The sequence below is a fragment of the Acinetobacter sp. YH12129 genome (assembly GCF_013418685.1).
Taxonomy (GTDB): Bacteria; Pseudomonadota; Gammaproteobacteria; order Pseudomonadales; family Moraxellaceae; genus Acinetobacter; species Acinetobacter amyesii.
Map to the genome: position 1 here is coordinate 181,116 of NZ_VPBP01000001.1, position 25,933 is coordinate 207,048.

The 25,933-nt window shown below is 42.3% G+C and carries 22 protein-coding genes; 14 read left to right on the top strand and 8 right to left on the bottom strand.

What is annotated here, in order from left to right:
* Nucleotides 1–69 precede the first annotated feature (69 nt).
* Complete coding sequence (locus FTU65_RS00890) at nucleotides 70–2,580, top strand: hypothetical protein (protein WP_180064827.1); 2,511 nt, start codon at nucleotides 70–72, stop codon at nucleotides 2,578–2,580.
* An 85-nt stretch (nucleotides 2,581–2,665) separates the two neighbouring features.
* Here FTU65_RS00890 and aroE read toward each other — a convergent pair whose 3' ends face one another.
* The 3 genes from aroE to hemF form a co-directional block, all read right to left on the bottom strand.
* Entirely contained in the window at nucleotides 2,666–3,454 is a 789-nt protein-coding gene (gene aroE, locus FTU65_RS00895; protein WP_180003421.1) for a shikimate dehydrogenase, read from the bottom strand.
* A gap of 102 nt (nucleotides 3,455–3,556) precedes the next feature.
* A complete protein-coding gene (locus tag FTU65_RS00900; RefSeq protein WP_078189308.1) occupies nucleotides 3,557–3,778 on the bottom strand; it encodes a hypothetical protein in 222 nt (73 codons plus the stop codon).
* A gap of 231 nt (nucleotides 3,779–4,009) precedes the next feature.
* Nucleotides 4,010–4,951, bottom strand: coding sequence for an oxygen-dependent coproporphyrinogen oxidase (hemF, locus tag FTU65_RS00905; RefSeq protein ID WP_180003423.1), 942 nt, complete (start codon nucleotides 4,949–4,951; stop codon nucleotides 4,010–4,012).
* 277 nt (nucleotides 4,952–5,228) lie between these two features.
* Here hemF and hemN point away from each other — a divergent pair, with 277 nt between their 5' ends.
* Nucleotides 5,229–6,602 (top strand): oxygen-independent coproporphyrinogen III oxidase, encoded by a 1,374-nt coding sequence (hemN, locus tag FTU65_RS00910; RefSeq protein WP_180064826.1) that lies wholly within the window; start codon nucleotides 5,229–5,231, stop codon nucleotides 6,600–6,602.
* Between the two features lie 94 nt (nucleotides 6,603–6,696).
* Here hemN and ribA read toward each other — a convergent pair whose 3' ends face one another.
* Entirely contained in the window at nucleotides 6,697–7,299 is a 603-nt protein-coding gene (gene ribA, locus FTU65_RS00915) for a GTP cyclohydrolase II (protein WP_168379100.1), read from the bottom strand.
* A gap of 311 nt (nucleotides 7,300–7,610) precedes the next feature.
* Between ribA and dxs the strand changes: the two genes are divergently transcribed.
* The 8 genes from dxs (at nucleotide 7,611) to FTU65_RS00955 (ending at nucleotide 16,368) form a co-directional block, all read left to right on the top strand.
* The gene (dxs, locus tag FTU65_RS00920; protein ID WP_180066165.1) at nucleotides 7,611–9,521 is read left to right on the top strand and encodes a 1-deoxy-D-xylulose-5-phosphate synthase; all 1,911 of its coding nucleotides are present in this window, start codon (nucleotides 7,611–7,613) and stop codon (nucleotides 9,519–9,521) included.
* A 112-nt stretch (nucleotides 9,522–9,633) separates the two neighbouring features.
* On the top strand, nucleotides 9,634–10,464 hold the full coding sequence (locus FTU65_RS00925; protein ID WP_078189303.1) for an inositol monophosphatase family protein: 831 nt from the start codon (nucleotides 9,634–9,636) through the stop codon (nucleotides 10,462–10,464).
* 457 nt (nucleotides 10,465–10,921) lie between these two features.
* On the top strand, nucleotides 10,922–12,733 hold the full coding sequence (locus FTU65_RS00930; protein WP_078189302.1) for a DEAD/DEAH box helicase: 1,812 nt from the start codon (nucleotides 10,922–10,924) through the stop codon (nucleotides 12,731–12,733).
* A 407-nt stretch (nucleotides 12,734–13,140) separates the two neighbouring features.
* A complete protein-coding gene (locus FTU65_RS00935) occupies nucleotides 13,141–13,959 on the top strand; it encodes an ABC transporter ATP-binding protein (protein ID WP_168379103.1) in 819 nt (272 codons plus the stop codon).
* Nucleotides 13,956–14,735 carry a lipid asymmetry maintenance ABC transporter permease subunit MlaE gene (gene mlaE, locus FTU65_RS00940; protein WP_180064825.1) on the top strand — a complete coding sequence of 260 codons (780 nt, stop codon included), beginning with the start codon at nucleotides 13,956–13,958 and terminating at the stop codon, nucleotides 14,733–14,735. The genes FTU65_RS00935 and mlaE overlap by 4 nt, the downstream gene beginning before the upstream one ends.
* Nucleotides 14,735–15,415 carry an outer membrane lipid asymmetry maintenance protein MlaD gene (locus FTU65_RS00945; protein ID WP_168379104.1) on the top strand — a complete coding sequence of 227 codons (681 nt, stop codon included), beginning with the start codon at nucleotides 14,735–14,737 and terminating at the stop codon, nucleotides 15,413–15,415. Before mlaE ends, FTU65_RS00945 begins: the two co-directional genes overlap by 1 nt.
* A 17-nt stretch (nucleotides 15,416–15,432) precedes the next feature.
* Nucleotides 15,433–16,068 carry a phospholipid-binding protein MlaC gene (locus tag FTU65_RS00950; protein WP_180064824.1) on the top strand — a complete coding sequence of 212 codons (636 nt, stop codon included), beginning with the start codon at nucleotides 15,433–15,435 and terminating at the stop codon, nucleotides 16,066–16,068.
* A 39-nt stretch (nucleotides 16,069–16,107) separates the two neighbouring features.
* Nucleotides 16,108–16,368 carry a lipid asymmetry maintenance protein MlaB gene (locus FTU65_RS00955; RefSeq protein WP_171525932.1) on the top strand — a complete coding sequence of 87 codons (261 nt, stop codon included), beginning with the start codon at nucleotides 16,108–16,110 and terminating at the stop codon, nucleotides 16,366–16,368.
* A 78-nt stretch (nucleotides 16,369–16,446) separates the two neighbouring features.
* Here the strand turns inward: FTU65_RS00955 and FTU65_RS00960 are convergent, their stop codons facing one another.
* Nucleotides 16,447–17,460, bottom strand: coding sequence for a CorA family divalent cation transporter (locus tag FTU65_RS00960; protein ID WP_078189297.1), 1,014 nt, complete (start codon nucleotides 17,458–17,460; stop codon nucleotides 16,447–16,449).
* A 155-nt stretch (nucleotides 17,461–17,615) separates the two neighbouring features.
* Between FTU65_RS00960 and FTU65_RS00965 the strand changes: the two genes are divergently transcribed.
* Entirely contained in the window at nucleotides 17,616–18,221 is a 606-nt protein-coding gene (locus FTU65_RS00965; RefSeq protein WP_180064823.1) for a TIGR00730 family Rossman fold protein, read from the top strand.
* Nucleotides 18,221–18,628 (top strand): NUDIX domain-containing protein, encoded by a 408-nt coding sequence (locus tag FTU65_RS00970; RefSeq protein ID WP_180064822.1) that lies wholly within the window; start codon nucleotides 18,221–18,223, stop codon nucleotides 18,626–18,628. Before FTU65_RS00965 ends, FTU65_RS00970 begins: the two co-directional genes overlap by 1 nt.
* A 46-nt stretch (nucleotides 18,629–18,674) precedes the next feature.
* Here FTU65_RS00970 and FTU65_RS00975 read toward each other — a convergent pair whose 3' ends face one another.
* A complete protein-coding gene (locus FTU65_RS00975) occupies nucleotides 18,675–19,307 on the bottom strand; it encodes a ComF family protein (RefSeq protein ID WP_180064821.1) in 633 nt (210 codons plus the stop codon).
* 146 nt (nucleotides 19,308–19,453) lie between these two features.
* Entirely contained in the window at nucleotides 19,454–21,499 is a 2,046-nt protein-coding gene (gene recG / locus FTU65_RS00980) for an ATP-dependent DNA helicase RecG (RefSeq protein WP_078189293.1), read from the bottom strand.
* Nucleotides 21,500–21,558: 59 nt separating this feature from the next.
* On the opposite strand from recG, the gene FTU65_RS00985 reads away from it, so the two are divergent.
* A complete protein-coding gene (locus tag FTU65_RS00985) occupies nucleotides 21,559–22,338 on the top strand; it encodes an NAD-dependent epimerase/dehydratase family protein (protein ID WP_180064820.1) in 780 nt (259 codons plus the stop codon).
* A gap of 151 nt (nucleotides 22,339–22,489) precedes the next feature.
* Entirely contained in the window at nucleotides 22,490–23,086 is a 597-nt protein-coding gene (locus tag FTU65_RS00990) for a methyltransferase domain-containing protein (RefSeq protein WP_180010516.1), read from the top strand.
* Nucleotides 23,087–23,173: 87 nt separating this feature from the next.
* Here FTU65_RS00990 and plsB read toward each other — a convergent pair whose 3' ends face one another.
* Entirely contained in the window at nucleotides 23,174–25,747 is a 2,574-nt protein-coding gene (gene plsB / locus FTU65_RS00995) for a glycerol-3-phosphate 1-O-acyltransferase PlsB (RefSeq protein WP_180010517.1), read from the bottom strand.
* Nucleotides 25,748–25,933 lie beyond the last annotated feature (186 nt).

Below are 25,933 nucleotides of genomic sequence, written 5' to 3' on the forward strand. Positions count from 1 at the left end.
TTGATGTTGATCTTTTGATCATTTTTTTCTTTTAATAAATCATAAAGAACTTAGGTCTTTCGTACAATTATGCGATTAAAATATATAACACTTTGTTTACTGGGTTTGAGTATTACTGGGTGTGCTCAACATGTCATAAAAACCAATTCAACGGATCAGTCTCTCGGGCAACAAGCCACTCAAGGCTTAAACGCAATGTTTGAAAATGCCAGTTATGACATGAAAGGGCAATTTTCAATTCAAACCGATATTCAGTTCGATGAAAAAAAGCCTGAAACCAAGTCAAAACCTGCAACTAGTACACAGCCAGAGCTGGATCCTAAACTTAAAAAACAACTTGATCAGTTGATTAAAACCCAAAATATTCCGTTTAGCCAAAAAGAAAAGAAACAGCTCTATCAAGCCATTGCCAATGAATCGATCCCACCATCAGCGCGTTATAGCGATGAAGAGGATGGCGTTTCTCCGCAATCTAAAATTGCTCAATCACTGCTGAATGTGTTGAATGATTTACAGTTTAGCTATAGCGGTTCAGTACATTTTAGAGAAAAACTTGCTGCCTTAACCTTGCAATTGAGTTATCAAAAACCGACTTTGCAGGTCAATGCACAGTTGCCGATGATCATTGATTTTAATCAACATAAATTTTATACCAACTACTTTGCGTTCATGCCGTTTATGGTAAATCGTGAAAGCCAAAGCAGCTTGGCTTATGTGGATTTTTCAAAACATAAAGAGACGATTGCTCAGTACGATTTGAAAAAATTTGCTGACTATTTAAAACAAATGAATGCTTTGCCCTATGTCTTGGCAGAGCCGAATCAAGTGCAAAATATTGCTTTAACACGTGATGAAAAAAATGCAGGGCTGACTAAAAAAATCCGCTATGTGGGTGATCTTAATGCGCTTTACACCCAGCTTGAACTTTTTGATTTTGTGAACGCCAACTATTACATCACGCAAATCAAAGGTCAGCGTAATAGTGACGCCGAGCAAGATGAATCTGTGGACGCTGCTGTGCATCTTAGTGCTTCCGAAGAGGCGATGGCTGCGGCTGAAGCGGCGGGAGGGACTGCAGTAGCGGCAGCAGTTGAGGATGAAGACGATGATGCGGCTTATGCATCTGTAGAACGTGTGAATGAGCTGCTCAATGCGAAAATGCATGGCCTGATGTATCACCAACATGAAACGGAAGAAGAACAAACGTCTTCTGCAGCTGAATCTGCTGAGTACGCGATCGATACTGCAAGTGCATATGCGGAGGCGACCGCGGGTGATGACGAAGAAACCTATAGTTCGGATACTGAAGTAACCGAAGCTTATGCGGCTTCCGAAGAAGATGACGAAACAGCGAATTTATCTGAGGAAGTCTGTCAGGCCTTGATGAACACCAAACAGGTGCCGATTGGTAAAGTCACACTGTGTCAGGATTATCAAGATGTTCGGGTGATACCGCTGCAAGAAGATTCTGTACCATCGGCTTCTGATGCGGACACATCCAATACAGATTCAGAGATTTCGGACGCTGTTGAGCAGTTAAAACCAGTATTCCAGCAATATCAAAGTGAACAACTTGTCGATGTAAAACAATTCCAGCAATTATGGCAAAAGCATCAAGCTGAAATTGCGCAGGTGCTGAATGCACAGGATAAATCATCTTCGAATGTGGTGATGGATGTAGGCTTAGATCACAAAGGCCGCGTCCAAGTAATGGACTATCAATTGGCCTTTAATGAGCCACGTTTAGGTCAATTAAAGCTGAAAAGTAGCAACCAAATTTTGAATTATGGCAATGCGACTCCAATTGATCGTCAAGCCATGAAACAGGCAAAATCCATTGAGGAAGTCAGTAAAGATTCACTCTTTGAAAATATGTTGAAAGGCCTGCTTGCGCCAATCACGGGAAATGATCCTCTGCTTGTTGAAGCAGAAACTGCATCGGTCGATGATGTCCGTGCTGCAAATGAAGAAGTCGAACTTCCTGAATATCTCAGTACAGTTGCTTTGCAAAGTTATAAACGCCATCAATCTGAAGTGAAAGCCTATCAAGCGGCATTTGTCGTGGCATTTGCTAACTATCGCGCTCAGTATGTGCGTTATTACTCAGCCAATGATTTGAATGAAATTGCAGAAGTTTATGCATATCGATTTGTTGATGGCTTAAAAGAACCAACAGGCAATGCGCTGAAACGTTTAAATCAATTACGCGATAAGCATGCTTTGCATCGCTATCAAGACTTTGATGACTTAGGTTCTTCGGTCAACCATTATGTACAGTCAGGAATTGGCGAGTACAAAGCTCAGGTTGAATGGAAGCAGTTGCAAAAAACCTATAAAACTGATCAGGCGATTTTTGCACATTTATATCAACAAAACTTTTTAGCTAGCTATGAACTGGAAGGAACTGAAAAAGCGCATTTGGTGAAAGCATCAAAAATCTACGCGCAAGCCTTTGCTGATGATATCAAAGGAAAATTATCAGAAGCGTCATTGCAAGGCCTAGCAGCAGAACACAAAGAGTTGTTCAGCCAATCGGCTTATTATGAAACCTATAAGGCCATTCAAAAACACAAGAACTAAGTTGGATAAAAAAAGAACCTCAATCGAGGTTCTTTTTTTAGGTGTTTCGACTGCTCTGAAAGTAAATTGAGCAAATCATTTTGAATTATAGAAAGTCTTTTAGATCAGGTTTGACGCCATTCCAAATGGAAAAAGATTCGATCGCTTGACCAACCAACATGCCAAAACCTTCTGAGGTTGGAACATGGCGTGCTTTGGCTTGATCCAAAAATGTCGACGGCTTGCCATAGGCCATTTCATAGGCGTGCGTGAATTGTAATGCTTCAGGCAAAATTAGCGGATCACCCGTTAAGCTTGCCGATGTGGCATTAATCACCAGATCAAATTGACCTGCTAAGTCAGTGAGGGCAATGGCTACAAGTTCGGCATTGGGGACAGCAGTTTTTAAGTCAGCGACCAATTGTTCAGCACGCGCTAAAGTACGGTTGGCAATGACGATTTTTTTGGCCCCAGCTTGTACCAGCGGATAAATCACGCCACGTGTTGCACCACCTGCACCAATGATCAATATATCGCTCTGTTCTAAATTCCAATCTAAGGCATGAATGGCATTCACCAAGCCTTGACCATCAGTATTATCACCGTGTAATTGACCATCTTGCATCCAAAGTGTATTGACCGCACCTGCAATTTTGGCACGTTCAGTAAGCACGGTACATTGTGCATACGCTTGTTCTTTAAACGGAACAGTGACATTCATACCGATACCACCTTCGGCAAAGAAGGATTCGACACTGTGCTGAAAACCATCAAGTGGCGCAAGTCGTTTGCTGTACTGAATGTCGAGGCCTGTTTTTTCAGCGAAGGCATGATGAAGTTCAGGTGAGCGTGATTGTTCAATCGGGTTGCCAATCACGGCAAATTGTTTGCTCATTGCACAGCGTCCATGTAGATGTGAAAGAGCAGACAATATACGCCAAATCTGATGATGGCTAAAGTTCGGGCAGTCTTAAAATCGTGAAATAAAGGGGGAAAATTAAGGATTACAAATATCTAAGACGCTTTGAATCAAGATGCTGGCAGCACTAATGACTAAACCAATGAGGGCCACGACCATGAAGCCAATGGCCAAATTATCATTCAAAGACGTTTCGGAAAAAATATTAGTACTGATAGCGCTGATCAGCACAACAGCAAAGCTCCAAAACACCAAGGCAGTAAGACTGACTGCTTTTTTATTGAGTGTTTGATGTGTCATGTGCGTTGTACTCCGTACAAGAAAGTTACAGCCATGAGTTTATTGACACATTGTGCAATGACATAGCGTAAAGCTGTTTAAAAGATGTGTCATTGTTGAGCAATATGATTACAAAGTAAATGCTTAAAAAATTTATTTATGCATCAAGATATTACCTAGAAATACAAATACTTTAATTAAAAGGCAATCAAAAGCCCCTGATGGACAGAGGCAAATACATGTCTATCTATTTTATTTCAATATATTAAGCCAATCATGCGGTTTTAAATAAAAGTCGGTGAGCTTTTTCTCTGGAGAATTTTCTTCCCATTCAGGACGATACGACCAGCCCGCCAAAGGTGGCATACTTACTAAAATGGATTCAATACGCCCACCAGTTTGTAAGCCAAATAAGGTGCCACGGTCATACACTAGGTTATATTCAACGTAACGACCACGACGGTAAAGTTGGAAGTCTCGTTGTGCTTCGGTATAGGCTTTGTCTTGGTTTCTTTGGAAGATTGGTAAAATCGCCTCTAAATAACCATTACCGACGGCCTGCATATATTTGAAACAGGTTTCAAAGTCCCATTGGTTGAGATCATCAAAGAATAAACCACCCACACCACGTTGTTCATCACGGTGTTTTAGATAGAAATAGTCATCACACCATTTCTTATGTTCATCATAGAGTGTATCACTAAATGGGGCACAAAGATCATGGGCAGTTTGATGCCAAGACAAGACATCTTCATCATTTGGATAAAATGGAGTGAGGTCAAAACCACCGCCAAACCACCAAATCGGATCTTGTCCTTCTTTTTCGGCGACAAATAAACGCACATTGGCATGTGAGGTTGGGACGTTGGGGTTTTTCGGGTGAATTACCAACGACACGCCCATGGCTTGCGCTTTTGCACCTGCAATAGCGGGATGGCGTTCAGTCGCAGAGGCGGGTAATTTTGAAATGTTAATGTGCGAGAACATCACGCCGCCTTTTTCAATCACCGTTCCATTTTGAAGAACACGTGAGCGACCACCACCACCTTCAGGGCGTTCCCAGTCATCGATCGCAAATTCGGCACTTCCGCCACCAGCACGTTCTTGCTGTTCCAATGCGGCACAAATCTGTGCCTGTAAATCGCGAAGGAATTCATCTACACGTTGTATATCGGCTGAAGTTGGATTCTGCATGGTGACCTTTATTAAAATAATTTAAAGATAAGTGTCATCAAAGCATAAATTAGGTGAAAACTTAAGGCATTTTTCCCGATACTCAGCATCGGCTCTTTACTTTAAATCTGGAAATCTAGTGATTAAACCAAAAGATCATGCAAAGTTAGCAGCAATTGCTCAGACTGAAATTGGGACTATTCCGACAAATTTGCTAGGTTGAATTCACATCTGAAGCTCAGCACAATAATCATCAGGTAGATTTAAATTGAATCTCATTGATTGAAATGGTGCATCGATGTCTCAGCAGGCGAGTTCTTTAATTCAAAAATACAATGTACCGGGTCCACGCTATACCAGTTATCCAACCGTGCCGTATTGGGAGGAAGCTGAATTTTCATTGCAACAGTGGAAACAGGGATTGAAGCGTTCATTTGATGAGACTAATCACAGCGAAGGCATCAGTCTGTACATCCATCTACCATTTTGTGAAAGCTTATGTACGTTTTGTGGTTGCCATAAAAAAGTCACGAAAAAACATGAGATGGAGCTGCCTTATATTCAGGCGGTGCTGAAAGAATGGGACTTATATTGTCAGCTCTTGGTCGACCGGCCAATAATTAAAGAAATTCATTTGGGCGGGGGAACGCCTACTTTCTTTTCTCCTGAGCATCTCACCCAGTTGATTCAAGGCATTCTAGTGCATGCTGATATTGCTGATGCACATGAATTTAGCTTTGAAGGGCATCCGAACAATACCACACGTGAGCATTTACAAGCTTTGTATGATGTTGGTTTTCGACGCGTAAGTTATGGAGTGCAGGATTATAATGAGAAGGTGCAAAAAGCCATCCACCGTATTCAGCCCTTTGCACATGTTGAACAAGTAACACAGTGGGCACGTGATATTGGCTATACCTCTATTTCGCATGACTTGGTTTTTGGTCTGCCATTTCAGGATTTAAACGATGTGTTGCATACCATTGAACAGACCACTCGTTTGATGCCAGATCGTCTAGCCTTTTATAGCTATGCACATGTACCATGGATTAAGGGCAATGGTCAGCGTGGTTTTAAAGATGCCGATGTCCCGAAAGATGATTTAAAGCGTCAATGCTATGAAGAAGGTAAAAAACAGCTACTGGCGCAAGGCTATCATGAAATTGGGATGGATCATTTTGCATTAACCCAAGATCCGATGTATCAAGCTTTTCAGCAGGGCAGTTTGCACCGTAATTTTATGGGCTATACCGCATCGAAAACCCAAGTGATGATTGGTCTCGGCTTATCTTCGATCAGTGATAGTTGGTACAGCTTTGCACAAAATGAAAAGAAAATTGAAGACTATTATGCACGTTTAGAAGTGAATGAAATTCCAGTCTATCGGGGGCATGTGCTGACAGATGAGGACTTAATCATTCGTAAACATATTCTCAATTTGATGTGTACCTTCCAAACTTCTTGGGCAGGTCCAGAAATGCAATTTCCTGAGCTTGATGAAGTATTAGCGCAATTGGCTGAAATGCAAGAAGATGGCTTGCTCGAGATTTTTGATCAGCACATTCAGGTGAGTGATGCAGGCAAGCCTTTTGTCCGTAATATCTGCATGGCTTTTGATTTACGATTAAAACGTCGTGTTCCTGAAAATCGTATTTTTTCGATGACGATTTGAATCTCCCCTAACCCCTCTTTAATAAAGAGGGGGAAGCCTCCCTTTTGTAAAGGGAGGTTTGGAGGGATTAATTTATGGAGAATTTAAAGGATTTTTAAAAATCATCCTTTTGATACATATGCGACATACGATCATGTTTGGTTTTTAAATATTGTTCGTTAAAGGGATTTAAACCCACAGTCAGCGGAACACGATCAACGACATTCACGCCTTGTTCTTGTAGAGCTTCAATTTTTAACGGGTTATTGGTAATGAGGCGCACCGCAGTAATGTTAAGATGATTCAACATGATAGGACACATATCATAACGACGTGCATCAGCAGGAAGATCCAATAATAAATTGGCATCGACTGTGTCATGGCCTTGGTCTTGTAGGGCATAGGCACGGATTTTATTGGTTAAACCAATCCCGCGACCTTCTTGGCGTAAATATAAAATCACCCCTTGGCCCGCTTCATTAATTAATTTTTGGGTGGCTTGAAGTTGTGGGCCGCAGTCACATTTAAGTGAAGCGAAGGCATCACCAGTCAGGCATTCGGAGTGGATACGTACTAAAACAGGTTCAGTGGGAGCTTGTTCTAGTCCTTTAGAGAGTGCGACATGTTCTTCACCGGTTTCAGGATCCTGAAAAACCGTAATATTGAATTCACCAAAAGCGGTCGGTAATCTTGACGTTGCGACAAATTCTATAGGCACTGCTTAACCCGTTTATTCGATTATAAATTGGCTAAAGTATAGCGTAATGCTTGGACATTGGTAGAATTGCAACGACGAATTTATGCAGAACATTTTCTTTTTTGTATAAAGCGAACGATAATAGTTGATAAATAGGAAGATTATTCAGGATAATCTGACTCATTCAAAATCTCCCCAACGAGATCATTGCTAAAAATTACATCGCTACAAGTTTGGCTGATTGTAAGGTGATACAATTCGACGATATGATCGAGTTACCCATTTAGACCGAGCTTAGGAATTTGCCAGGCTTTAGAAGGCTTTGCCACATTATGCTGTATAAAGAAATACCATCTCAACGCCCTGTAACACCGTTGCTGGATACGATTAACCATCCTCAACAACTTCGTTTACTCGAGCGCAGCCAATTAGAGCAAGTGGCGGATGAGTTACGTCAATTTATTTTGTATGCGGCCGGACAAAGTGGTGGGCATTTTGGTGCCAATCTTGGGGTGATCGAATTAACCGTGGCATTACATTATTGTTTTGAAACGCCACGTGATCGTTTGATTTGGGATGTGGGTCATCAAGCTTATCCGCATAAAGCCTTAACCGGTCGTCGTGAACAATTAGTGACGATTCGTGCCAAAGATGGTTTGGCTGCGTTTCCTGCCCGTGAAGAATCTGAATTTGACACCTTTGGTGTAGGCCATTCATCAACAGCGATTTCTGCTGGTCTTGGGATGTCATTGGCACGTCGCTTCAAGCAAGATCCCTGTCATGTGGTTGCAATCGTGGGTGATGGCGCGATGACAGCGGGCATGGCTTTTGAAGCCATGAACGATGCGGTGGCACACAATGCTGACCTCATGGTGGTATTGAACGACAATGATATGTCGATCTCATGCAGTACCGGTGGTTTTGCCAAACATTTGGCTGCGATTTGGGAAAGTGGTCAATCGGTGAATATTTCTGAAAATGGCGAAGCCTATATTCAACCGCATCCTGAATGGGCGTATAACTCACGCCTACATTGTGCTGCGACCGATGCTGCAGATAACTTATTTAAAGCCATTGGCTTTAACTACTTTGGTCCTTTTGATGGGCACGATGTTGAACAATTAACACATGTGTTTGAAGCCTTAAAAAAACGCACAGGCCCACGTTTAGTGCATGTCTATACCAAAAAAGGTAAAGGCTTTGCACCTGCCGAAGCAGATCAAATCAAATACCATGCCATCAGTAAAGTGAATGCACCCGTTGCAGTGGCAACTGCACCGAAATATTCAGATGTTTTTGGTCAGTGGTTATGTGATGAAGCTGCACAGGATGATCGTTTATTGGCGATTACCCCAGCGATGTGTGAAGGTTCAGGCATGGTGCAATTTGCCAAGCAGTTCCCTGAGCGTTTTTTTGATGTTGCCATTGCAGAACAACATGCGGTGACTTTGGCTGCGGGTATGGCCTGTGAAGGGGTAAAACCGGTTGTTGCAATCTATTCAACCTTCTTACAACGTGGTTATGACCAACTGATTCATGACGTTGCTTTGCAAAATCTCGACGTGACATTTGGTATCGACCGTGCAGGTTTGGTTGGTGAAGATGGCCCTACGCATGCGGGTGCTTATGATTATGCCTTTATGCGTACCGTGCCGAACATGGTGATCATGGCGCCGAAAGACGAAAATGAATGTCGTCAAATGTTGCATACGGCTTATTTGTATAAAGGCCCAGCGGCGGTACGTTACCCACGTGGTAATGGACTGGGTGTTGAGATTCAGCAAGAGATGACCGAGCTTGAAATTGGCCGTGGTGAAATTCTTGCAAACTTCAATGATCAGCAAGATGACACCATTTCTATTCTGGCTTTCGGTAGTCGTGTTCAAGCGGCACTAGAGGCAGGACAGGCTTTAGCGACAAAGCTAGATGTGGCTGTACGTGTGATTAATATGCGCTTCGTGAAGCCCTTAGATACACAGTTGATCGATCAAATCGCAGCAAGTACGCAACTGTTTGTGACAGTTGAAGAGCATGCAGTGATGGCGGGTGCGGGCAGTGCAGTGAATGAATATTTAGCCCAAGCAGGCGTGGTTAAGCCGGTGCTGAATTTAGGTTTAGCTGACGAGTTTATGCATCAAGCAACACATGCTCAAATGTTGCATCAGGCTGGATTGGATGCTGAAGGCATTAGCGCTTCTGTGACACAAAGCTGGCTAAAACATAAGCAAACTGTGGTTTGTTGATTTTCTAATTTTTAGAAACATTTTTTCCCTAAAAGCCCTTATATTTGATAAGATATAAGGGCTTTTATGCATTATTCTTTATCAGTATCTTCAAATTTGTAGTGGGTGTTCAATGGAACCTATGGTGGTTATGGCTGCGCGTGCGGCTCAATTAGTTGGTCAAGAGCTTTTAAAAGCGCATCAAAATCGTCATAAACTCGATCTACAAGTCGAAGAAAAAGGAATTGATGGTCCAGTAACGCGTGTAGACCGTTATTTGGAACAATTGACTATCGATACCCTACGTAAAAGCTATAAAAATCACAGCTTCCTAGGCGAAGAATTTGGTCTTCAAGAAGGTAAAGGTCACGACGCTGATTGGTGTTGGATCATCGACCCACTTGATGGCACATTAAACTTCGTCAATGGTGTTCCACATTTCTGTATCTCTATCGCAGTTCAACATAAAGGTGTAACTCAACACGGTGTTATTTATGACCCTGTGAAAGATGAGTTGTTCTCTGCAAGCCGTGGTCGCGGTGCAATGATGAACCAACGCCGTATTCGTGTTAATGTAAAAGACAGCTTAGAAAACACTTTCCTTTCAGTGGGTCATGCGTATCGTAAAATTCGTAATGGCGAAGTGGTTTCTTATGCGAAAAACCATTTCAACTCATTGTTAAATGTGACTGAAGCCGGTGCTCAATACCGTCGTTCAGGTTCTGCTGCTCTTGATCTAGCATACGTTGCTGCAGGTCGTTTCGATGGTTATTTCGAACTTGGTTTGAAACCTTGGGACATCGCTGCAGGCGAACTTATTGTGAAAGAAGCGGGTGGTACTGTGGTTGATGCTCGTGGTGGTAACGACTCAATGGACAATGGTCAAGTACTTGCATGTTCTATGAAAATGCTTAAACCGCTTATGCAAGCTGTAGTTCCAGCTTGGGGCGAAGCTGCTAAATAATAGAACGCTTAGTTCGAGTTTATTGACAGAATAATGAAATAAAGCCCTCTTTATGAGGGCTTTATTTTTGTCTAATCGGTCAAAAATAATGGCTTAAACACCTATAACTTAAAGCTTCTTACAAAAAATATTCTGAAGTTGACTAAAACAGGTGACATTTAAAAACTTTCTGCTATAATCCCCGCACGCACTAAATTTCGTTCATTACCTGAACATTCTCTTCTATCATTGTGTATGCGCGTTCCGGTCCAAAGAGAGGACGATATTTCGCGCCCCACCCAATCGCTAAGCGATTCCTTCAGGTTGCGGCTGTAATCATGTGTGCGTTATACGCATCGTCGTTCTCGGATCGCCGCTGATTCTATATTTTCAGCGTCTTTTGCTGTGCCGCTTTTTGCCGATGTCCATCTGAATTTATATTTTTAATGGAGCACCCATTTTTGGGGTGAAATACTCTATGAGCAAAACTTTTGCTGATTTTCCTTTACATGAGTCGTTACAACTAGCATTACAAGGTCTAGGTTTTACTACTCCGACTCCAGTGCAAGAACAATCAATTCCAGCTGCATTAGAAGGTAAAGACCTTCTTGTATCAAGCCAAACTGGTTCTGGTAAAACTGCTGCATTCTTACTCCCAACTGTGAATGCTTTGGCTGGTCAAGACACATTGATGTCTTTTAAAGAGCGCATGAAAGCGGTAACTGCACCGTCTATTCTTGTACTTTGCCCTACACGTGAATTGGCTCAACAGGTTAGCCAAGACGCAATTGCTTTAGTACGTCACATGAAAGGTGTTCGTATTGCTGCAATCATGGGTGGTATGCCTTTCGGTAAACAAATCCAACAGCTTAAAGGTGCACAAGTTGTCGTAGCGACTCCAGGTCGTTTACTTGACTTGGTGAACCGTCGTCAAATTAAATTAGACAACGTTGATGCGTTAATCGTTGACGAAGCTGACCGTATGCTTGACTTAGGTTTCTCTGAAGACCTAGAAGCAATTAGCGACTTGGCTGCTAACCGTAAACAAACATTAATGTTCTCTGCAACATTTGCGCCGCGTATCATTACACTTGCAGAACGCATGATGAATGATCCACAGCGTATTGCGATTGAAACTGGTCACTCTACAAATACTGACATTACTCAGACACTTCACTGGACTGACGGTTTCGAACACAAGAAAAAACTTTTGACTCACTGGTTATCTGATGAGTCTGTAGATCAAGCAGTTGTATTCGCATCTACTCAAGAAGATACAGATATGTTGGCTGAAGAACTTGCAGAAGCAGGTCACTCAGTTGTTGCTCTTCACGGTGCAATGCCACAAACTGTACGTAACCGTCGTTTACGTAGCATTCGTGAAGGTCGTGCAAAAATCTTAGTTGCGACTGACGTTGCTGCACGTGGTCTAGACGTACCAACTATTTCTCACGTAATTAACTTCGGTCTTCCAATGAAGAACGAAGACTATGTACACCGTATCGGTCGTACAGGTCGTGCGGGCCGTACTGGTAACGCGATTACTTTAGCGACTTACCGTGAACGCGGTAAAATCCGTGCTTTAGAAGACTTCTTAGATGCACGTTTAAATGTATCTGAAATTGAAGGTCTTGAGCCATCTCCACCTCCTGCACGTGGTAGCCGTGATGGCGGTCGTGGTCGTCGTGATGGCGGTCGCGGTGGTCGTGGTGGTTTCGGTGGCGGTCGTCGTTTTGAAGGTGAATCAAACTTCAAACGTCGTGAAGGCAACCGTGATGGCGAACGTCGTTCATTCGGTGGCGAAGATCGTCCACGTCGCGAATACAACAACGATCGTCCACGTCGTGAAGGCGGTTTCGAAGATCGTCCACGTCGCGAATTTAACAACGATCGTCCACGTCGTGAAGGCGGTTTCGAAGATCGTCCACGTCGCGAATTTAACAACGATCGTCCACGTCGTGAAGGCGGTTTTGAAGATCGTCCACGTCGCGAATTTAACAGCGATCGTCCACGTCGTGAAGGTGGTTTTGACCGTCGTTCTAACGATGACAACCGTGGTAACCGTGTAGATTATAAACCAGCTCGTGAAGGTTATGGCGATCGTCCAAAACGTTCATTTGGTGAAGATCGTCCACGTCGTGAATTCAACGGTGACCGTCCTCAACGTTCATTTGGTGAAGATCGTCCAAAACGTTTCGGCGATGACCGTCCAAAACGTTTCGGTGATGATAAACCACGTGGCGAACGCACTTTCGGTGAAGACCGTCCACGTCGTAAATTCAATGACTAATTGAATTTCGAAAGAAATATCGAAAAAACCGGTGGAAACACCGGTTTTTTTTATGGATTTAAATTAGCTTTTTAATCAGAAAAATGTATACTTGATCAAACTTTATGTGTTTAATGATAATTAATATGAACGGAAACGCGTTGGCAAATATGCGTACAGTGATGATCGAGGTACTTATGCCTTATATCGGTTTGACACTCTTATTGTGTAATATCGTTTACTATATATACAATTATTTTAACTAAATTCTTCTTTTGGGTTGAAAACACCCTCTATAAAATCGCATTAATAATAAAAAACAATTTACCTGATGGAATGCAGGGATATGCGCTCATGCAATGGTAACATTTTAAACTTCAATCCTTTATAGTATGCATGCTGAAAAAAATGCAGGAAAATCCTCAGCTATGAATAATCAAACGTCTTCTCAGACTCAGGCACTGATCGAAGTGAAAAACCTGAGTTTTAAGCGAGGAGAGCGCGTCATTTATGACAATGTCAGTTTAAAAATTCGTCGTGGTCAGATCACTGCAATTATGGGTCCATCTGGTACAGGTAAAACGACTTTACTCCGTTTAATTGGTGGTCAATTGACTCCCGATAATGGAGAAGTGTTGCTTGATGGGCAAAACATTGCACAGATGTCACGTCAGGAGCTCTTCGCTGCGCGTGCGCGTATGGGGATGTTGTTTCAGAGCGGCGCATTATTTACCGATATGTCGGTATATGAAAACGTAGCCTTTCCAATTCGTGCGCATACCAAGTTGCCAGAGCATTTGATCGCTGAAATTGTTGCGTTGAAATTAGAGTCGGTTGGTTTACGTGGTGCAGAACAAATGATGCCCTCTGAACTTTCAGGTGGTATGAATCGTCGTGTGGCTTTGGCACGAGCTATTGCGCTTGACCCTGAGTTGATCATGTATGACGAACCCTTTGCAGGGCAAGACCCGATTGTGATGGGGGTATTAACTCGCTTGATTCGTTCGCTACGTGAAGCTTTAGATCTAACCACGATTATTGTTTCGCATGATGTGGCTGAAACATTATCAATTGCAGATTACATCTATGTGGTAGCTGAAGGGAAAGTGCAGGGCGAGGGAACACCTGAGCAGTTAAAAGCACATGCTTCGCCTTTTGTGAAGCAGTTCTTGACGGGTTCGGTAGAAGGTCCGGTCGATTATCAATTCAGTCATCAGCCCTATTTAAATCATGAGGTTCGTTCATGAATGCTATTGCCGCATTAGGTAGACGCGTCATTGAACGTGTTCGAGGAATCGGCGTAGCAACCATTATGTTGCTGCAGATTCTTTTTTCCATGCCGACTTTACTTGGCGTGAAATTGTTTATTTATCAGATGTACCGTGTTGGTGTGCTTTCATTACTAATTATTGTGGTATCTGGCTTATTTATTGGCTCGGTACTGGGTTTGCAGATGTATAGCATTCTGTCGACCTTTGGTAGTGAAGCGATGCTCGGCACCGCAGTTGCGCTGACTTTATTGCGTGAACTTGCACCTGTGGTTGCGGCTTTACTCTTTGCTGGTCGTGCAGGTTCTGCTTTGACGGCTGAAATTGGTTTGATGAAAGCCACTGAGCAGTTGTCGAGTATGGAAATGATCGGGGTCGATCCATTAAAACGTGTGATCTCGCCACGACTTTGGGCCGGTATTTTTAGCTTGCCAATGTTGTCGGTGATTTTCGCTGCGGTCGGCATCATGGGCGGTAAATTGGTGGGTGTTGATTTTCTAGGTGCAGATGAAGGCTCTTATTGGAGTGGCATTGAGAACAGTGTGCAATTCTTTAAAGACGTCTTTAATGGCACCATCATCAAAAGTTTTGTTTTTGCATTAATTTGTACTTGGATTGCGGTCTATCAGGGCTATGGCTGTGTCCCAACTTCAGAAGGTATTGCAACGTCGACCACACGTACTGTCGTGTATTCTTCGTTGTGTGTTTTAGGATCAGATTTCGTGTTGACTGCGGTCATGTTCGGAGGTATTTAATGAAATCACGTACGAGTGAACTGGCCGTCGGTTTTTTTGTCATTCTTTTTGCTATCGCTATTTTCTTCTTGGCGATGCGTGTGAGTGGTTTGGTCGGCAATAACATCGAAGACAGTTATGAATTGACCGCGACATTTGAAAATGTAAACGGGATTAAACCCCGCGCCAAAGTCACCTTAAGTGGCGTTAAAGTTGGTCAAGTGGAATCATTGAAACTCGATCCTGTGACGCGTTTAGTGACAGCACATCTGATTATGGATGGCTCATTAACCTCTTATAACGCAGAACAATTAAAAGAAGTGCAAAAGAATGCACTCGAAGAGCTGCGTTACACATCAGACTATGAAGCAGCAACACCTGCGAAACAAAAAGAAATGGAACAGCAACTGATTGCTAACATGAAATCCATCACCAATATCGATGAAGATGCTTACATTATGGTTGCAACCAATGGTTTATTGGGTGAGAAATATTTGAAAATTGTACCGGGTGGTGGTGTCAACTTCTTAAAACGTGGTGACCAAATTGGTAATACCCAAGGTACGATGGAAATCGAAGATTTGGTGTCTAAATTTGTGACCGGTGGTGCAGGGAACAAATCTGACAGCACAGCAGATACTGAACAAAAAACAGAAGCTGCTGACACAACAACGGCAGAAGAACCTGCATTTGTTGAATAATTTTTAGGAGAAATTAAGTGAACACATTGTTAAAACATACGCTTACAGCAAGTATCTTATCAACTATGATGGCAGGTACAGCTTTTGCTGCTCCAAGCGAAGCACCACCTGCATTTGTAAAACAAGTGGCTGATGGCCTCATTACACGTTTAAAAGCAGACCACGCAAAACTACAAAATAACCCTGCGGCTGTGAAAGCGATTGTTCGTCAAAACTTAGACCCGTACATCGATTCACAAGCGTTCACACGTATCGTGATGGGTACGTATGCAACGAATCAATACAGCTCAGCGGCTCAACGTGCACAGTTTGAACGTAACTTCCGTGCAACACTGATCGAAAACTATGGTTCAGCTTTTGCCAAGTTTAGTAACCAAACGTATAGCATGCGTCCATATAAGGCGTCGAACAGTAAGAACCCTGTTGTAACGATTGATTTCCATAACAACGGTGAAAAAATTCCAGTCTCTTTCCAGTTGGCGGATAAAGGTTCACAATGGAAAATCCGTAATATCAACGTTTCGGGTATCGACCTAGGCTTACAATTCCGTAATCAGTTTGCGGCAACTGTAAAACGTAATGGCGGTAACATTGATAAAGCAATTGCGAACTTCAAACCTGATGCTGACGCAGCATTGGACAAGAAAAAATAAGATAGGTGATGTGTGATTAAACTTCATCAACAAGAATTGATGGTTTCAGGCAAAATCGATTACAACAATGCCGAATTGTACTATCAAGACGGCTTGAAATTGATTCAACAACAGCAAACTTTTCCCTTAGTGGTCAATCTTGCTGAGCTTGAGCATGGCAGTACTTTGGCTTTAGCTGTTTTGGTCCGTTGGTTACGTCAAACGCCAAAAGCGCAAGGTTTGCAGTTTAAAGCAGTCCCTGAAAAAATGATGAAGATTATTCAAGCCTGTCATCTTGAGCATGACTTGCAATTGATCTAAATAAAAAAAGCACCGTAAGGTGCTTTTTTTATTTCAGTGAGAGAAGAAGTTCTCGCAAGTCTACGCAATAGGAACGGATTAAATCCATTTCTTCCAGCGAAAGTACATCAATGGACCAATAAAGAATGCCACGATGATTAAGCTGACCACGATAAAACTTGTTGTACCATGCGCGAAGGGCAGTACATCGGTGTTCATCCCATAGACGCTAGCCACTAACATCGGTGGCGCAAGCATACTTGGTAAAATCGAGAAGCGACGAATCGTATCATTCTGTTCGGTGTTAATGAATCCAGAGGTGGTATCCAGTAAGAATCGAACCTTTTGGAACAAGAAGGCATCATGCTCAACAAGTGAGCGTACGTCTTCACTGAGTTCTCGGATGTCGGCATCATAAATATGACTACCCAAGGCGCGAGGACGTGACAGGAAGGTGAGAACACGACGTAAGTCGATCAGACACAGCTGAGCTTTCCCGAGCATATCTTCTAAATGCGCAAGTCGGGTAATCATGTCATCTAAGTCTAAAATCATCTCACGATGACGGTTATTCAGTACTTCTGTGGAATACTTTTCTAAGTCCTTGTGGATATCTTCCAAGATATCCGCAAGTTCATCGAGTTTGGCTTCTAAAAGACCCAATAAAATCCAAGTTGGATCTTTATAGTCAATTTCATAATCGTTACGACGCGCGCGGGCACGAAAGGCACGGAAAGCCACCAGCTTTTCACCCCGTAAAGTGAATAAGCGTTCTTTATGCAAAATAAAGGCAACCGTTTGTACGGTAGCTAAGGTGCTGGCATTTTCTTCGGGTTCGCCATCGACCTGAAAATTTTTATTTTTCGTTAAAAAATAGGTGCTGATGTGCAAAATACCATCGTCATCACGGTAGAATCGTGCACTCGACGAAATATCTTCTAATGATTTTAATGTAGGTAAATTCTGATCATAGGCATCCATAATCCATTGCTGCTCTTCCTGAGACGGGGCAATGAGATCGAGCCAGACTAAATCCTGATGTAAATCGAAGTCACCATTGATGGTGACATCTTCCAGGCTACCGCGCTCTGTGGCGTAAAAGGCTTCAAGCATGTTGTCTTTTCCCCTTACGCAGTAAGTTAAAAATGAATGGGTGTATTTTAGACAAGGATTTGCTGAAAAACACTGTTCTAATGCTTAATTTATGAAAAAATCTGTTTAAAGTTGATTTTTCCAGCATAGCGTTCCTGATCTGATGGTGATTATAAATGAAATCTATCGCAATTTTCTGTGGTTCCGCCCTTGGTAACAATCCTGCCTATTTACAGGTGGCTGAAAATGTCGGTCGTCATTTGGCGGCACAAGGCATCACACTGGTCTATGGTGGTGGTCGTTCAGGTTTGATGGGTGTCGTGGCAGATAGTGCTTTGCGTGCAGGTGGGCAAGTCATTGGGGTGATTCCAAAAGTCTTGGTCGATAAAGAATTGGCACATCCAGATTTAACCGAATTGCATGTGGTAGAAAATATGCAACAACGGAAAACCAAAATGTCTGAACTCTCGGATGGTTTTGTGGCGATTCCAGGTGGAGCAGGGACTTTAGAGGAAATTTTTGAGCAGTGGACGTGGGCTCAATTGGGCATTCATTTAAAGCCATGTGCCTTTCTCAATGTAGATGGTTTTTATGACGATTTATTGAATTTTCTGAAAACAACTGCAGAAAAAGGCTTTACCCATCCACGTTTTATCGAATGCTTAATTGCAGAAGATAATATTGAAACGATTGTTGAAAAGTTTCAATATTTCACTGCGCCAGAGCCGAAGTGGGGCATGGTTGAACGTACAGCTTTTATTGCGGATTTGGAACAAAATTGATGAAAATCATAACCGTTGCCGCAGCCATTATTTTAAATGAACAGTATGAACTTTTAGTGGTTCGTAAAAAACACACGGCATTCTTTATGCAAGTGGGTGGAAAATTAGAACCCAATGAAGCTCCTGAAATTACCATGCTGCGTGAAATTCAGGAAGAAATTGGCTGCGCTGCGCAGATTGAGCAATTCATTGGTCGTTTTGAAACGGCTGCTGCGAACGAAGTCGATCATCTACTGGTGAGTTATGTCTATCTGGTCCAGTTGCAAGGTGAACCGAAAATTGATGCGGAAATTGCAGCGATGCAATGGGTCAGCTTGGATGATACACAAACAAAACTTGCACCTTTAACACGTGAGGTGGTGATTCCTTGGGTGAAGCAGCAGGCGCGATCTCTTGCTGAAAGCTAAACCGCTTCGCTTGCTCAGTTTCTTTATTAGTGGTTGATGTTTGAAACTAAGGCTGTGCCGCAGCAATGCATGCGGCATATACCTGCGTGCAATGTAGCTGATGTAACAGCTCACTTAATGCATGGATTGAACTCCCCGTGGTCACCACATCATCAATGATGAGGACTTTACGGAAACGGCGTTTTTCGGTTGGGTTGATAATAAATTGCTGTTCGATATTTTCTAGGCGTTCTAGCCGACTTAAACCTTTTTGAGCGTGCTGTGCTTGACGAATCACTGGTTGCCAAACAGGGATGCGCAATTGCTTTGCCATCATGTGTGCAACGAGCAGCATTTGGTTATACCCACGGTCTTTAAGGCGTTCTACTGAAATAGGCATGGGGACGATGGCTTGAACCCTAGCTAAGCGCAAGCTTAAAAGGCTCTGTGCCAGTAAATTTTGATAGTGCAATTGTTGCTCATACTTATAGCTTTGAATGATGCGATCTATAGGGAAATCATAGTAAAAGGCACAAGAGATGCTGTGTTCATGGCGATCAACCGCTTGTTTAAACCAAGGCAGTTGTGCCCAGCAGTCGGTACAAAGCGAATGATGTTGTTGTCGATCGATACCGCAGAGCAGGCAAGGGGAAACGCTCTGTATTCCTTTTTGGATGAGGTGTTGGATAGATTGGAGCATGTTTTTATTCTAATCATTCTTTTTTGAGTATTTTGCACAGTTCGTGGTGAAGTGCAATCACAACACCACAGCAACCTGTTCGACAAGCTTATTGGTTCAAGCCAATCTGTATAATTAGGATGATCGATCTGTCATCCTAATAATTATTATACATAGGCGTATCGAGGAGCTTCCGGCAGCCATCGTTTTAAAAGCGCTTGAGCCTGTGCAGGATAGTCATTCAGGACTTGTTGAGCCACATAGTGAGCCTGATTGAGTAAATGGTCATCGCGCTCTAATTTTGCTACACGAAAGCCCATATCGCCTGTTTGTTTAGTGCCGAGGAGCTCACCGGGGCCGCGAATTTCCAAATCTTTTTCAGCAATAATAAAGCCGTCATTGGTCTCTCGCATGATGCGTAAACGCTCTTGCCCATTTTGCGATAAGGGATTTTTATACAGCAAGGCACAGAAACTGGCTTTTGCACCACGTCCTACACGACCACGTAGCTGATGCAATTGTGAAAGCCCTAAACGCTCTGCATTTTCAATCACCATGATTGAGGCATTCGGGACGTCAACACCGACTTCAATCACTGTGGTTGCAATCAGTAATTGCAATTCATTATTTTTAAATTGCTGCATCACTGCTTGTTTTTCATCGGCCTTCATTTTGCCGTGAACCAGACCAATATTGAGGTCTGGAAAGCGTTCTTTAATTTCATTAAAAGTCGCTTCAGCGGCCTGAGCATCTAAAGTTTCTGATTGTTCCACTAAGGTACAGACCCAATAGGCTTGTTTACCTTCAGCACAATTGCTGGCAATCCGCTGTAGCACTTCTTCACGACGGTCAAGTGGAATAGTGACTGTTTGAATCGGTGTACGACCGGGTGGCAGTTCATCAATGACGGAGGTGTCTAAATCGCCATAAGCCGACATGGCCAAGGTACGAGGAATAGGGGTTGCCGTCATCACCAGTTGATGCGGTGTCATGCCATTGAGACCTTTGTTCCGTAGCGCCAAACGCTGATCGACGCCAAAACGGTGTTGTTCATCAATAATCACTAAACCCAATTTGGCAAATTGTACATTGTCTTGAAATAAAGCATGTGTGCCGACCACTAAATTGGCTGAACCATCTTGAATACTTTGTTCTGCAGCAGCTCGAGCTTTACCTTTTTGCTTGCCGGAAAGCCAAGACACGGTTAGACCCATAGGCTCAAACCATTTTTTGAAATTTAGATAATGTTGTTCGGCCAAAATTTCTGTTGGCGCCATCATGGCCACTTGCCAACCTTCCTCAAGCGCATGACAGGCTGCAACGCCTGCAACCAATGTTTTACCTGCACCTACATCGCCTTGTACGAGTCGCAGCATAGGTTTGTTCTTTTTCAGATCGACCGCAATTTCTTTGGATACGCGTTTTTGTGCACCGGTCATTTCAAATGGCAGCGTACTTAAAAGTTGTTTGGTGAAGTTCTTACTTGCAGAGAATGACGGTGCTTCGATTTGTTGAATATAAGCACGGCGGCTGAGCAAACTGACCTGATGGGCAACCAATTCTTCGAAAATTAAACGTTGCTGTGCAGGATGAGAACCTTGGCTGAGTTGCAACATATTGGCATCGACAGGGGGGTGATGAATATAGTCCAGCGCCTGTTTTAGGGCATAGCCATTGGTGAACTTTTCTGGCAGTAATTCAGGTAAGTCATCACTATATAACTGTAGGGCTTGTTTGACGTATTCACGTAGTTTGGGCTGTGTTAAGCCTTCGGTTGCAGGGTAAATCGCAGTGAGTTGGGTTTGTGGTAAAGGCGTGTGTTCAGTAATCACCTGTAGTTCAGGATGATACATTTCTAAGCCACGAGCACCAACACGGACTTCACCAAAAATCCGTAAACGATTCCCCGGTTTTACCCGATCAGTAATGCCTTTGTAGATATGGTAAAAACGTAAAGTAACTTTGCCACAGTCGTCATCCAGTAGGGCGGCCATCGATTTACGCTTACCGGGTGGGAAGTCGATACTTTTGACTGTACCTTCCAGTAAATAACTTCGACCCACGGTCAATTGGTTCATGGGGATGATCGTGCTACGATCTTCATAGTCGCGTGGCAGATGAAACAAAAGATCATCTGTCGTGAAAATATTTAGTTTTTCAAGTAAAGCAGCGGCGGCATTGCCAACCCCTTGCAATTGATGGACGGCAGCCATGTCCCCTCAACTTCGGTTTATATGATCTAAATGGATCAGTTCTGAGAATAGGTCGTTTGATGCATATTCTATTTATCGGTTATGGTAAAACATCGCAACGCGTTGCTAAACAATTATTTCAGCAAGGTCACCAAATTACCACAGTGAGTCGTAGTGCGAAAGAGGATGATTTTGCAGAACATTTAATCCAAGATGTTCACCAACTGGATTTGTCGCAGGTTCAACCGATTGATGTAGTCTATGTTCTTTTGGCTCCTGCACGTCATGCTCAACTCAATGCTGTGGATGCTTACCGACACACTTATGTCGATTCTGTACAGCCGATTGTTCAAGCATTAGCACATCATCCAATACAACGTTTAATCGTGGTGTCTTCCACTCGTGTCTATGGTGAACATGCGGGGGAGCGGATTGATGATGACACTGTGCCACATCCGATCGATGAGCAGGGGATGTTGTTACTCGAAATGGAGTATCGCTACTCACAAGCATTTCCTACCGAATGCGTGATTGTACGTCCATCTGGGATTTATGGCACATCGACAAAACGAATGCAGAAACTGGCAGAAACGACTCATCGCTATCCCAATATCCATTGGTCAAATCGAATACATATCGATGATTTGGCAAAATTTCTGTGTCATCTACTTCACGTGGAACATCATGAAAAATCATATATTTGCACTGATAATAAACCTCAACCTTTGCATAAGCGAATCTTGGAATTGCAAAGAGCCATGCATTTACCCGAATTGGTTTTAGAGAGCGACGCAGAAACAGGGAAAAAGATTTATGCAACGCGAATGATGGAGAGCAATTTTAAGTTGGTATACGATTGATTTTGATGTGTAGTGTAAAATTGGCGTGACGTATAAAATTTAGTGCAGCTTGGTGAGTATTAAAAGAAATTCTATAAATGAATAAGATAGGTCTTTTACAACATGTATTGTTCAAATTTTCGGATGGATCTCAAAGGATAAAAATTAAATAATGACAAAATCATTTGCAGAACTTACTCAGAATTTACCCCATAGACCGATTCTGGAAAAAGCTTTGAGTTATTTTGAAAATTTACCAAAGATCTCGATTGATTGTGGTTGTGGTGCAGGAAATGAATCATCATTTCTACTCCGTCATAATTTTAAAGTATATGCATTTGATCCAACTGTTGAAGCTAAAAATATCTGTCTAAGTAAATTTAAAGACAATAAGAATTTTTTATTTTCTAATCAGGCCTTTGAAGACTATAGCTTTCCTAAAGCTAGTTTAATTATTGCTTTATTCAGTTTATTTTTTTGTTCTACGGATTCGCTTGAAAGTGTTTTAAAGAAAATGCAGGAATCCTTAAGTGAGCAAGGCATTTTACTCATACAACTGTTAGGAAAAGATGATCATTGGGTAAATAATTTTTCTGAAAAATTTATAGGTTTTGAACAGGAAGAACTTAAACAATTGTTTGATGCGGACTTTGATATTATTTATATCAATGAATTTAAAGGCAATAAACCGCTAGCCAATGGAACTCCAAAATTTTGGAATGTACATACCTTAATTCTAAAAAAGAAAATATTAAATACTTTTGTATAGTCCAAAAAAAAAGAGACAAGCTTTTTACAACTTGTCCCTGATTTTGCTCATCTTCTTCCGCTTTTATGGTGAAAAAATCAGAACGGTTTATTTTTTCTTACGTTTCAAACGTTTTTTAGCTTGTTCAGCAGCAACTTTATCAAGTGCTTCTTTTAACTCTTCATCACTAAAGGTTGTAATGTGCTGCAACATTTGGAGTGTCACATCATCCAAAACGAGGTTGGCATACTGCGCAACATTTTGGAAATTTTCATCAAACACAATGGCGTTGTTTTCATTGGTGCTGATATAACCTTGTTGTGTTAAGACTTTAATAAAGCTTTGGAACAATGCCTTATCAAAGAACTCTGGCGAGTTAAATTCATATAACACAGATAGACGTTGACCAACCAAGTGGCTGAGTTCTTCAACCTGACGGGTTGAGATGTTGCCTGAACCACGTTGTGTGATTAAAGCCAAAGTCATGTAGTAACGCTCTAGACTTTGCATCACAGGTGCAGCCAAGACCACTAACTGATTGTGCTGCTCTGAGTTAGGCGCAGGGGAGATCAGGTTGCCTTCTGCATCTTCAGAAATTAGCTTGGCTTTGATCAGTACTTCAGCATACGCACAGATTTGATCTTTAAGTTCTTCATCATTCCATTTAAGGAATAACTCGGCTTTTAAGAACGGATACAGTGTACGAATGACATTAATCAAATCACCACGGCGAATAGAACCATTATGTTCAACCAAAGCGGCAATGAGTGATGGCAAAATAAATGCGTGCAGGATGTTGTTACGGAAGTAGGTTAACAGCACAGCTTGATTATCAGCAATGGCAATAATATCGCCAAGGACATGATGAACACGTTTAATCAGCTTGAGTTTTAAACCATAAGCAATGATTTCTTTACCTGACAGCGGTGTTACTTGCATGCGCTCATCGTAAGGTAAGGCAGTTAAAAGATCGCGATAGGTATCTAACTGCTTAATGCAAATCTCTTCATCTAAAGTATGTTTAGATGTAGCCAATAAAATCAGTGAAAGCAATGAAACTGGGTTCACCACTGCTGCACGGTTAATATTTTCTAAAATCACGTGTGCAGAACTGTTAATGGCATCCGAAACCTCTGGTGGAATTGGATCGTCATTTTTCTCGATTTTGATGTTGCTTGCATTATGCTGTTTCAACATATCATCAAGGAAAACCGGCTCACCAAAGTTCAAATGAACTTTACCGAAAATACGTTCGATTTTACGCAGAGTTTTCATAATCCCAATGATCGATTCGCCTTCTTTTGGCTTACCATTCATTTCACCAACGTAGGTCGCACCTTCCATTAAACGCTCATAGCCAATATAGGTTGGTAAGAACACGATCGGTTTGGCTGGATTACGTAAATGACCATGGACAGTCATGGCGAGCATGCCAGTCTTCGGTGGTAATAAGCGACCAGTACGTGAACGACCCCCTTCGATGAAGTATTCAAGTGGTGTATTACGCGCCAAAATACTATAGAGGTATTCTTTAAATACGGTGGTATAGAGACCATTGCCACGGAATGAACGACGAATAAAGAACGCACCGCCGCCACGTAAAATTTGCCCGACAAATGGCATGTTCAAGTTATCACCCGCAGCAATGTACGGCACCATCAAGCCACGTTTATAGATCACATAAGACAATAATAAATAGTCGATATGGCTACGATGACATGGGGTGTAAATGATCTCGTAGTCTTTGGCCAGTTCACGAACGGTACTGAAGTTATGTACTTCTACGCCATCATAAAGCTGTGTCCATAGGCGAGTCAGTGCTAAGTCAGCAAAACGTACTGTTGATGCAGAATAGTCAGAAACGATTTCATTTAAATAACCAATCGCACGACGTTCAGCTTCAACCATGCTGATTTTACTGCGAATGCTTTCACGACGAATCGCATCTTGCACATCCGTAGATTTGATCAGGCCATGCATTACATTACGACGGTCGGATAAATCCGGACCCAAAACTACTTCACGCTGCGCATCTAAATAATCATTCAGTGTGCTAACAATATAAGTCGCAGGTGACAAGTTTGGATGTGTAGTTTTGGCATATTCAACCAAACGACGCAAAGACTGTGGCTCATGGAATTCAAGGTACGATTGACGACCGTGCAAACCAATATTCACCAACTGCTTCACTTTGCTTGGTGTAGACCAGGTATCGGTAAATAATAATTTAAACCAAGAGTCTTCTTTATCGGGTTCACGGCCCCACAGAACGGTTACAGGAACGAGCTCAACATCCGCATCAGGATTTTTTTCCAAAACCTCAATTAAACGCAATAAACGAGGTGGAAATGCATGCGGCGGAGGGTTGAGTAAGTTGTCTTCATCATGATGTTGTAAAAACACCACAGAGGCTTTTTCTGTTTGCGTACCCACTGTCATTGGGTCGAGTGCAGGGTGTAGCTTTAAACGACGGGTTTCACCATCGACAATTAAAGCATTACTCCGTGAATGATTTTGCAGAACGTAGCAGGTAATTTTCGTTGTCTGTACGCCGGTATCTGTATCGGTTTCAGTCACTACAGGTTCTACAGGGACTTCACCTAAAACATGCGGTGTTACCACAAGGTCAAGCAGTTTACTCGAAAGCTTTCGATACATCTGACCAAAGCCGCTCTTGGACATACAAACTCCTACTTTTCATGACCAAACCACAGAGATTCTGAGGGGAATCTATTCTGCGTAATTGTACTTAAAAACTGTATGTCATTTTCTGACAAATTGCATAGATATTGTAAGATTTTATCGTTAAAAAACGTATTTTTAGCAGTTATATTGCATCAGCAAGGTGACAGATCAGTCAGCGAATCT

Bases quoted from the DNA above. Each gene is read 5' to 3' on its own strand.
- FTU65_RS00890 (WP_180064827.1), top strand. From the start codon at position 70: ATGCGATTAAAATATATAACACTTTGTTTACTGGGTTTGAGTATTACT.
- aroE (WP_180003421.1), bottom strand. From the start codon at position 3,454: ATGAGCAAACAATTTGCCGTGATTGGCAACCCGATTGAACAATCACGC.
- FTU65_RS00900 (WP_078189308.1), bottom strand. From the start codon at position 3,778: ATGACACATCAAACACTCAATAAAAAAGCAGTCAGTCTTACTGCCTTG.
- hemF (WP_180003423.1), bottom strand. From the start codon at position 4,951: ATGCAGAATCCAACTTCAGCCGATATACAACGTGTAGATGAATTCCTT.
- hemN (WP_180064826.1), top strand. From the start codon at position 5,229: ATGTCTCAGCAGGCGAGTTCTTTAATTCAAAAATACAATGTACCGGGT.
- dxs (WP_180066165.1), top strand. From the start codon at position 7,611: ATGCTGTATAAAGAAATACCATCTCAACGCCCTGTAACACCGTTGCTG.
- FTU65_RS00925 (WP_078189303.1), top strand. From the start codon at position 9,634: ATGGAACCTATGGTGGTTATGGCTGCGCGTGCGGCTCAATTAGTTGGT.
- FTU65_RS00930 (WP_078189302.1), top strand. From the start codon at position 10,922: ATGAGCAAAACTTTTGCTGATTTTCCTTTACATGAGTCGTTACAACTA.
- FTU65_RS00935 (WP_168379103.1), top strand. From the start codon at position 13,141: ATGAATAATCAAACGTCTTCTCAGACTCAGGCACTGATCGAAGTGAAA.
- mlaE (WP_180064825.1), top strand. From the start codon at position 13,956: ATGAATGCTATTGCCGCATTAGGTAGACGCGTCATTGAACGTGTTCGA.
- FTU65_RS00945 (WP_168379104.1), top strand. From the start codon at position 14,735: ATGAAATCACGTACGAGTGAACTGGCCGTCGGTTTTTTTGTCATTCTT.
- FTU65_RS00955 (WP_171525932.1), top strand. From the start codon at position 16,108: ATGGTTTCAGGCAAAATCGATTACAACAATGCCGAATTGTACTATCAA.
- FTU65_RS00960 (WP_078189297.1), bottom strand. From the start codon at position 17,460: ATGCTTGAAGCCTTTTACGCCACAGAGCGCGGTAGCCTGGAAGATGTC.
- FTU65_RS00965 (WP_180064823.1), top strand. From the start codon at position 17,616: ATGAAATCTATCGCAATTTTCTGTGGTTCCGCCCTTGGTAACAATCCT.
- FTU65_RS00970 (WP_180064822.1), top strand. From the start codon at position 18,221: ATGAAAATCATAACCGTTGCCGCAGCCATTATTTTAAATGAACAGTAT.
- FTU65_RS00975 (WP_180064821.1), bottom strand. From the start codon at position 19,307: ATGCTCCAATCTATCCAACACCTCATCCAAAAAGGAATACAGAGCGTT.
- recG (WP_078189293.1), bottom strand. From the start codon at position 21,499: ATGGCTGCCGTCCATCAATTGCAAGGGGTTGGCAATGCCGCCGCTGCT.
- FTU65_RS00985 (WP_180064820.1), top strand. From the start codon at position 21,559: ATGCATATTCTATTTATCGGTTATGGTAAAACATCGCAACGCGTTGCT.
- FTU65_RS00990 (WP_180010516.1), top strand. From the start codon at position 22,490: ATGACAAAATCATTTGCAGAACTTACTCAGAATTTACCCCATAGACCG.
- plsB (WP_180010517.1), bottom strand. From the start codon at position 25,747: ATGTCCAAGAGCGGCTTTGGTCAGATGTATCGAAAGCTTTCGAGTAAA.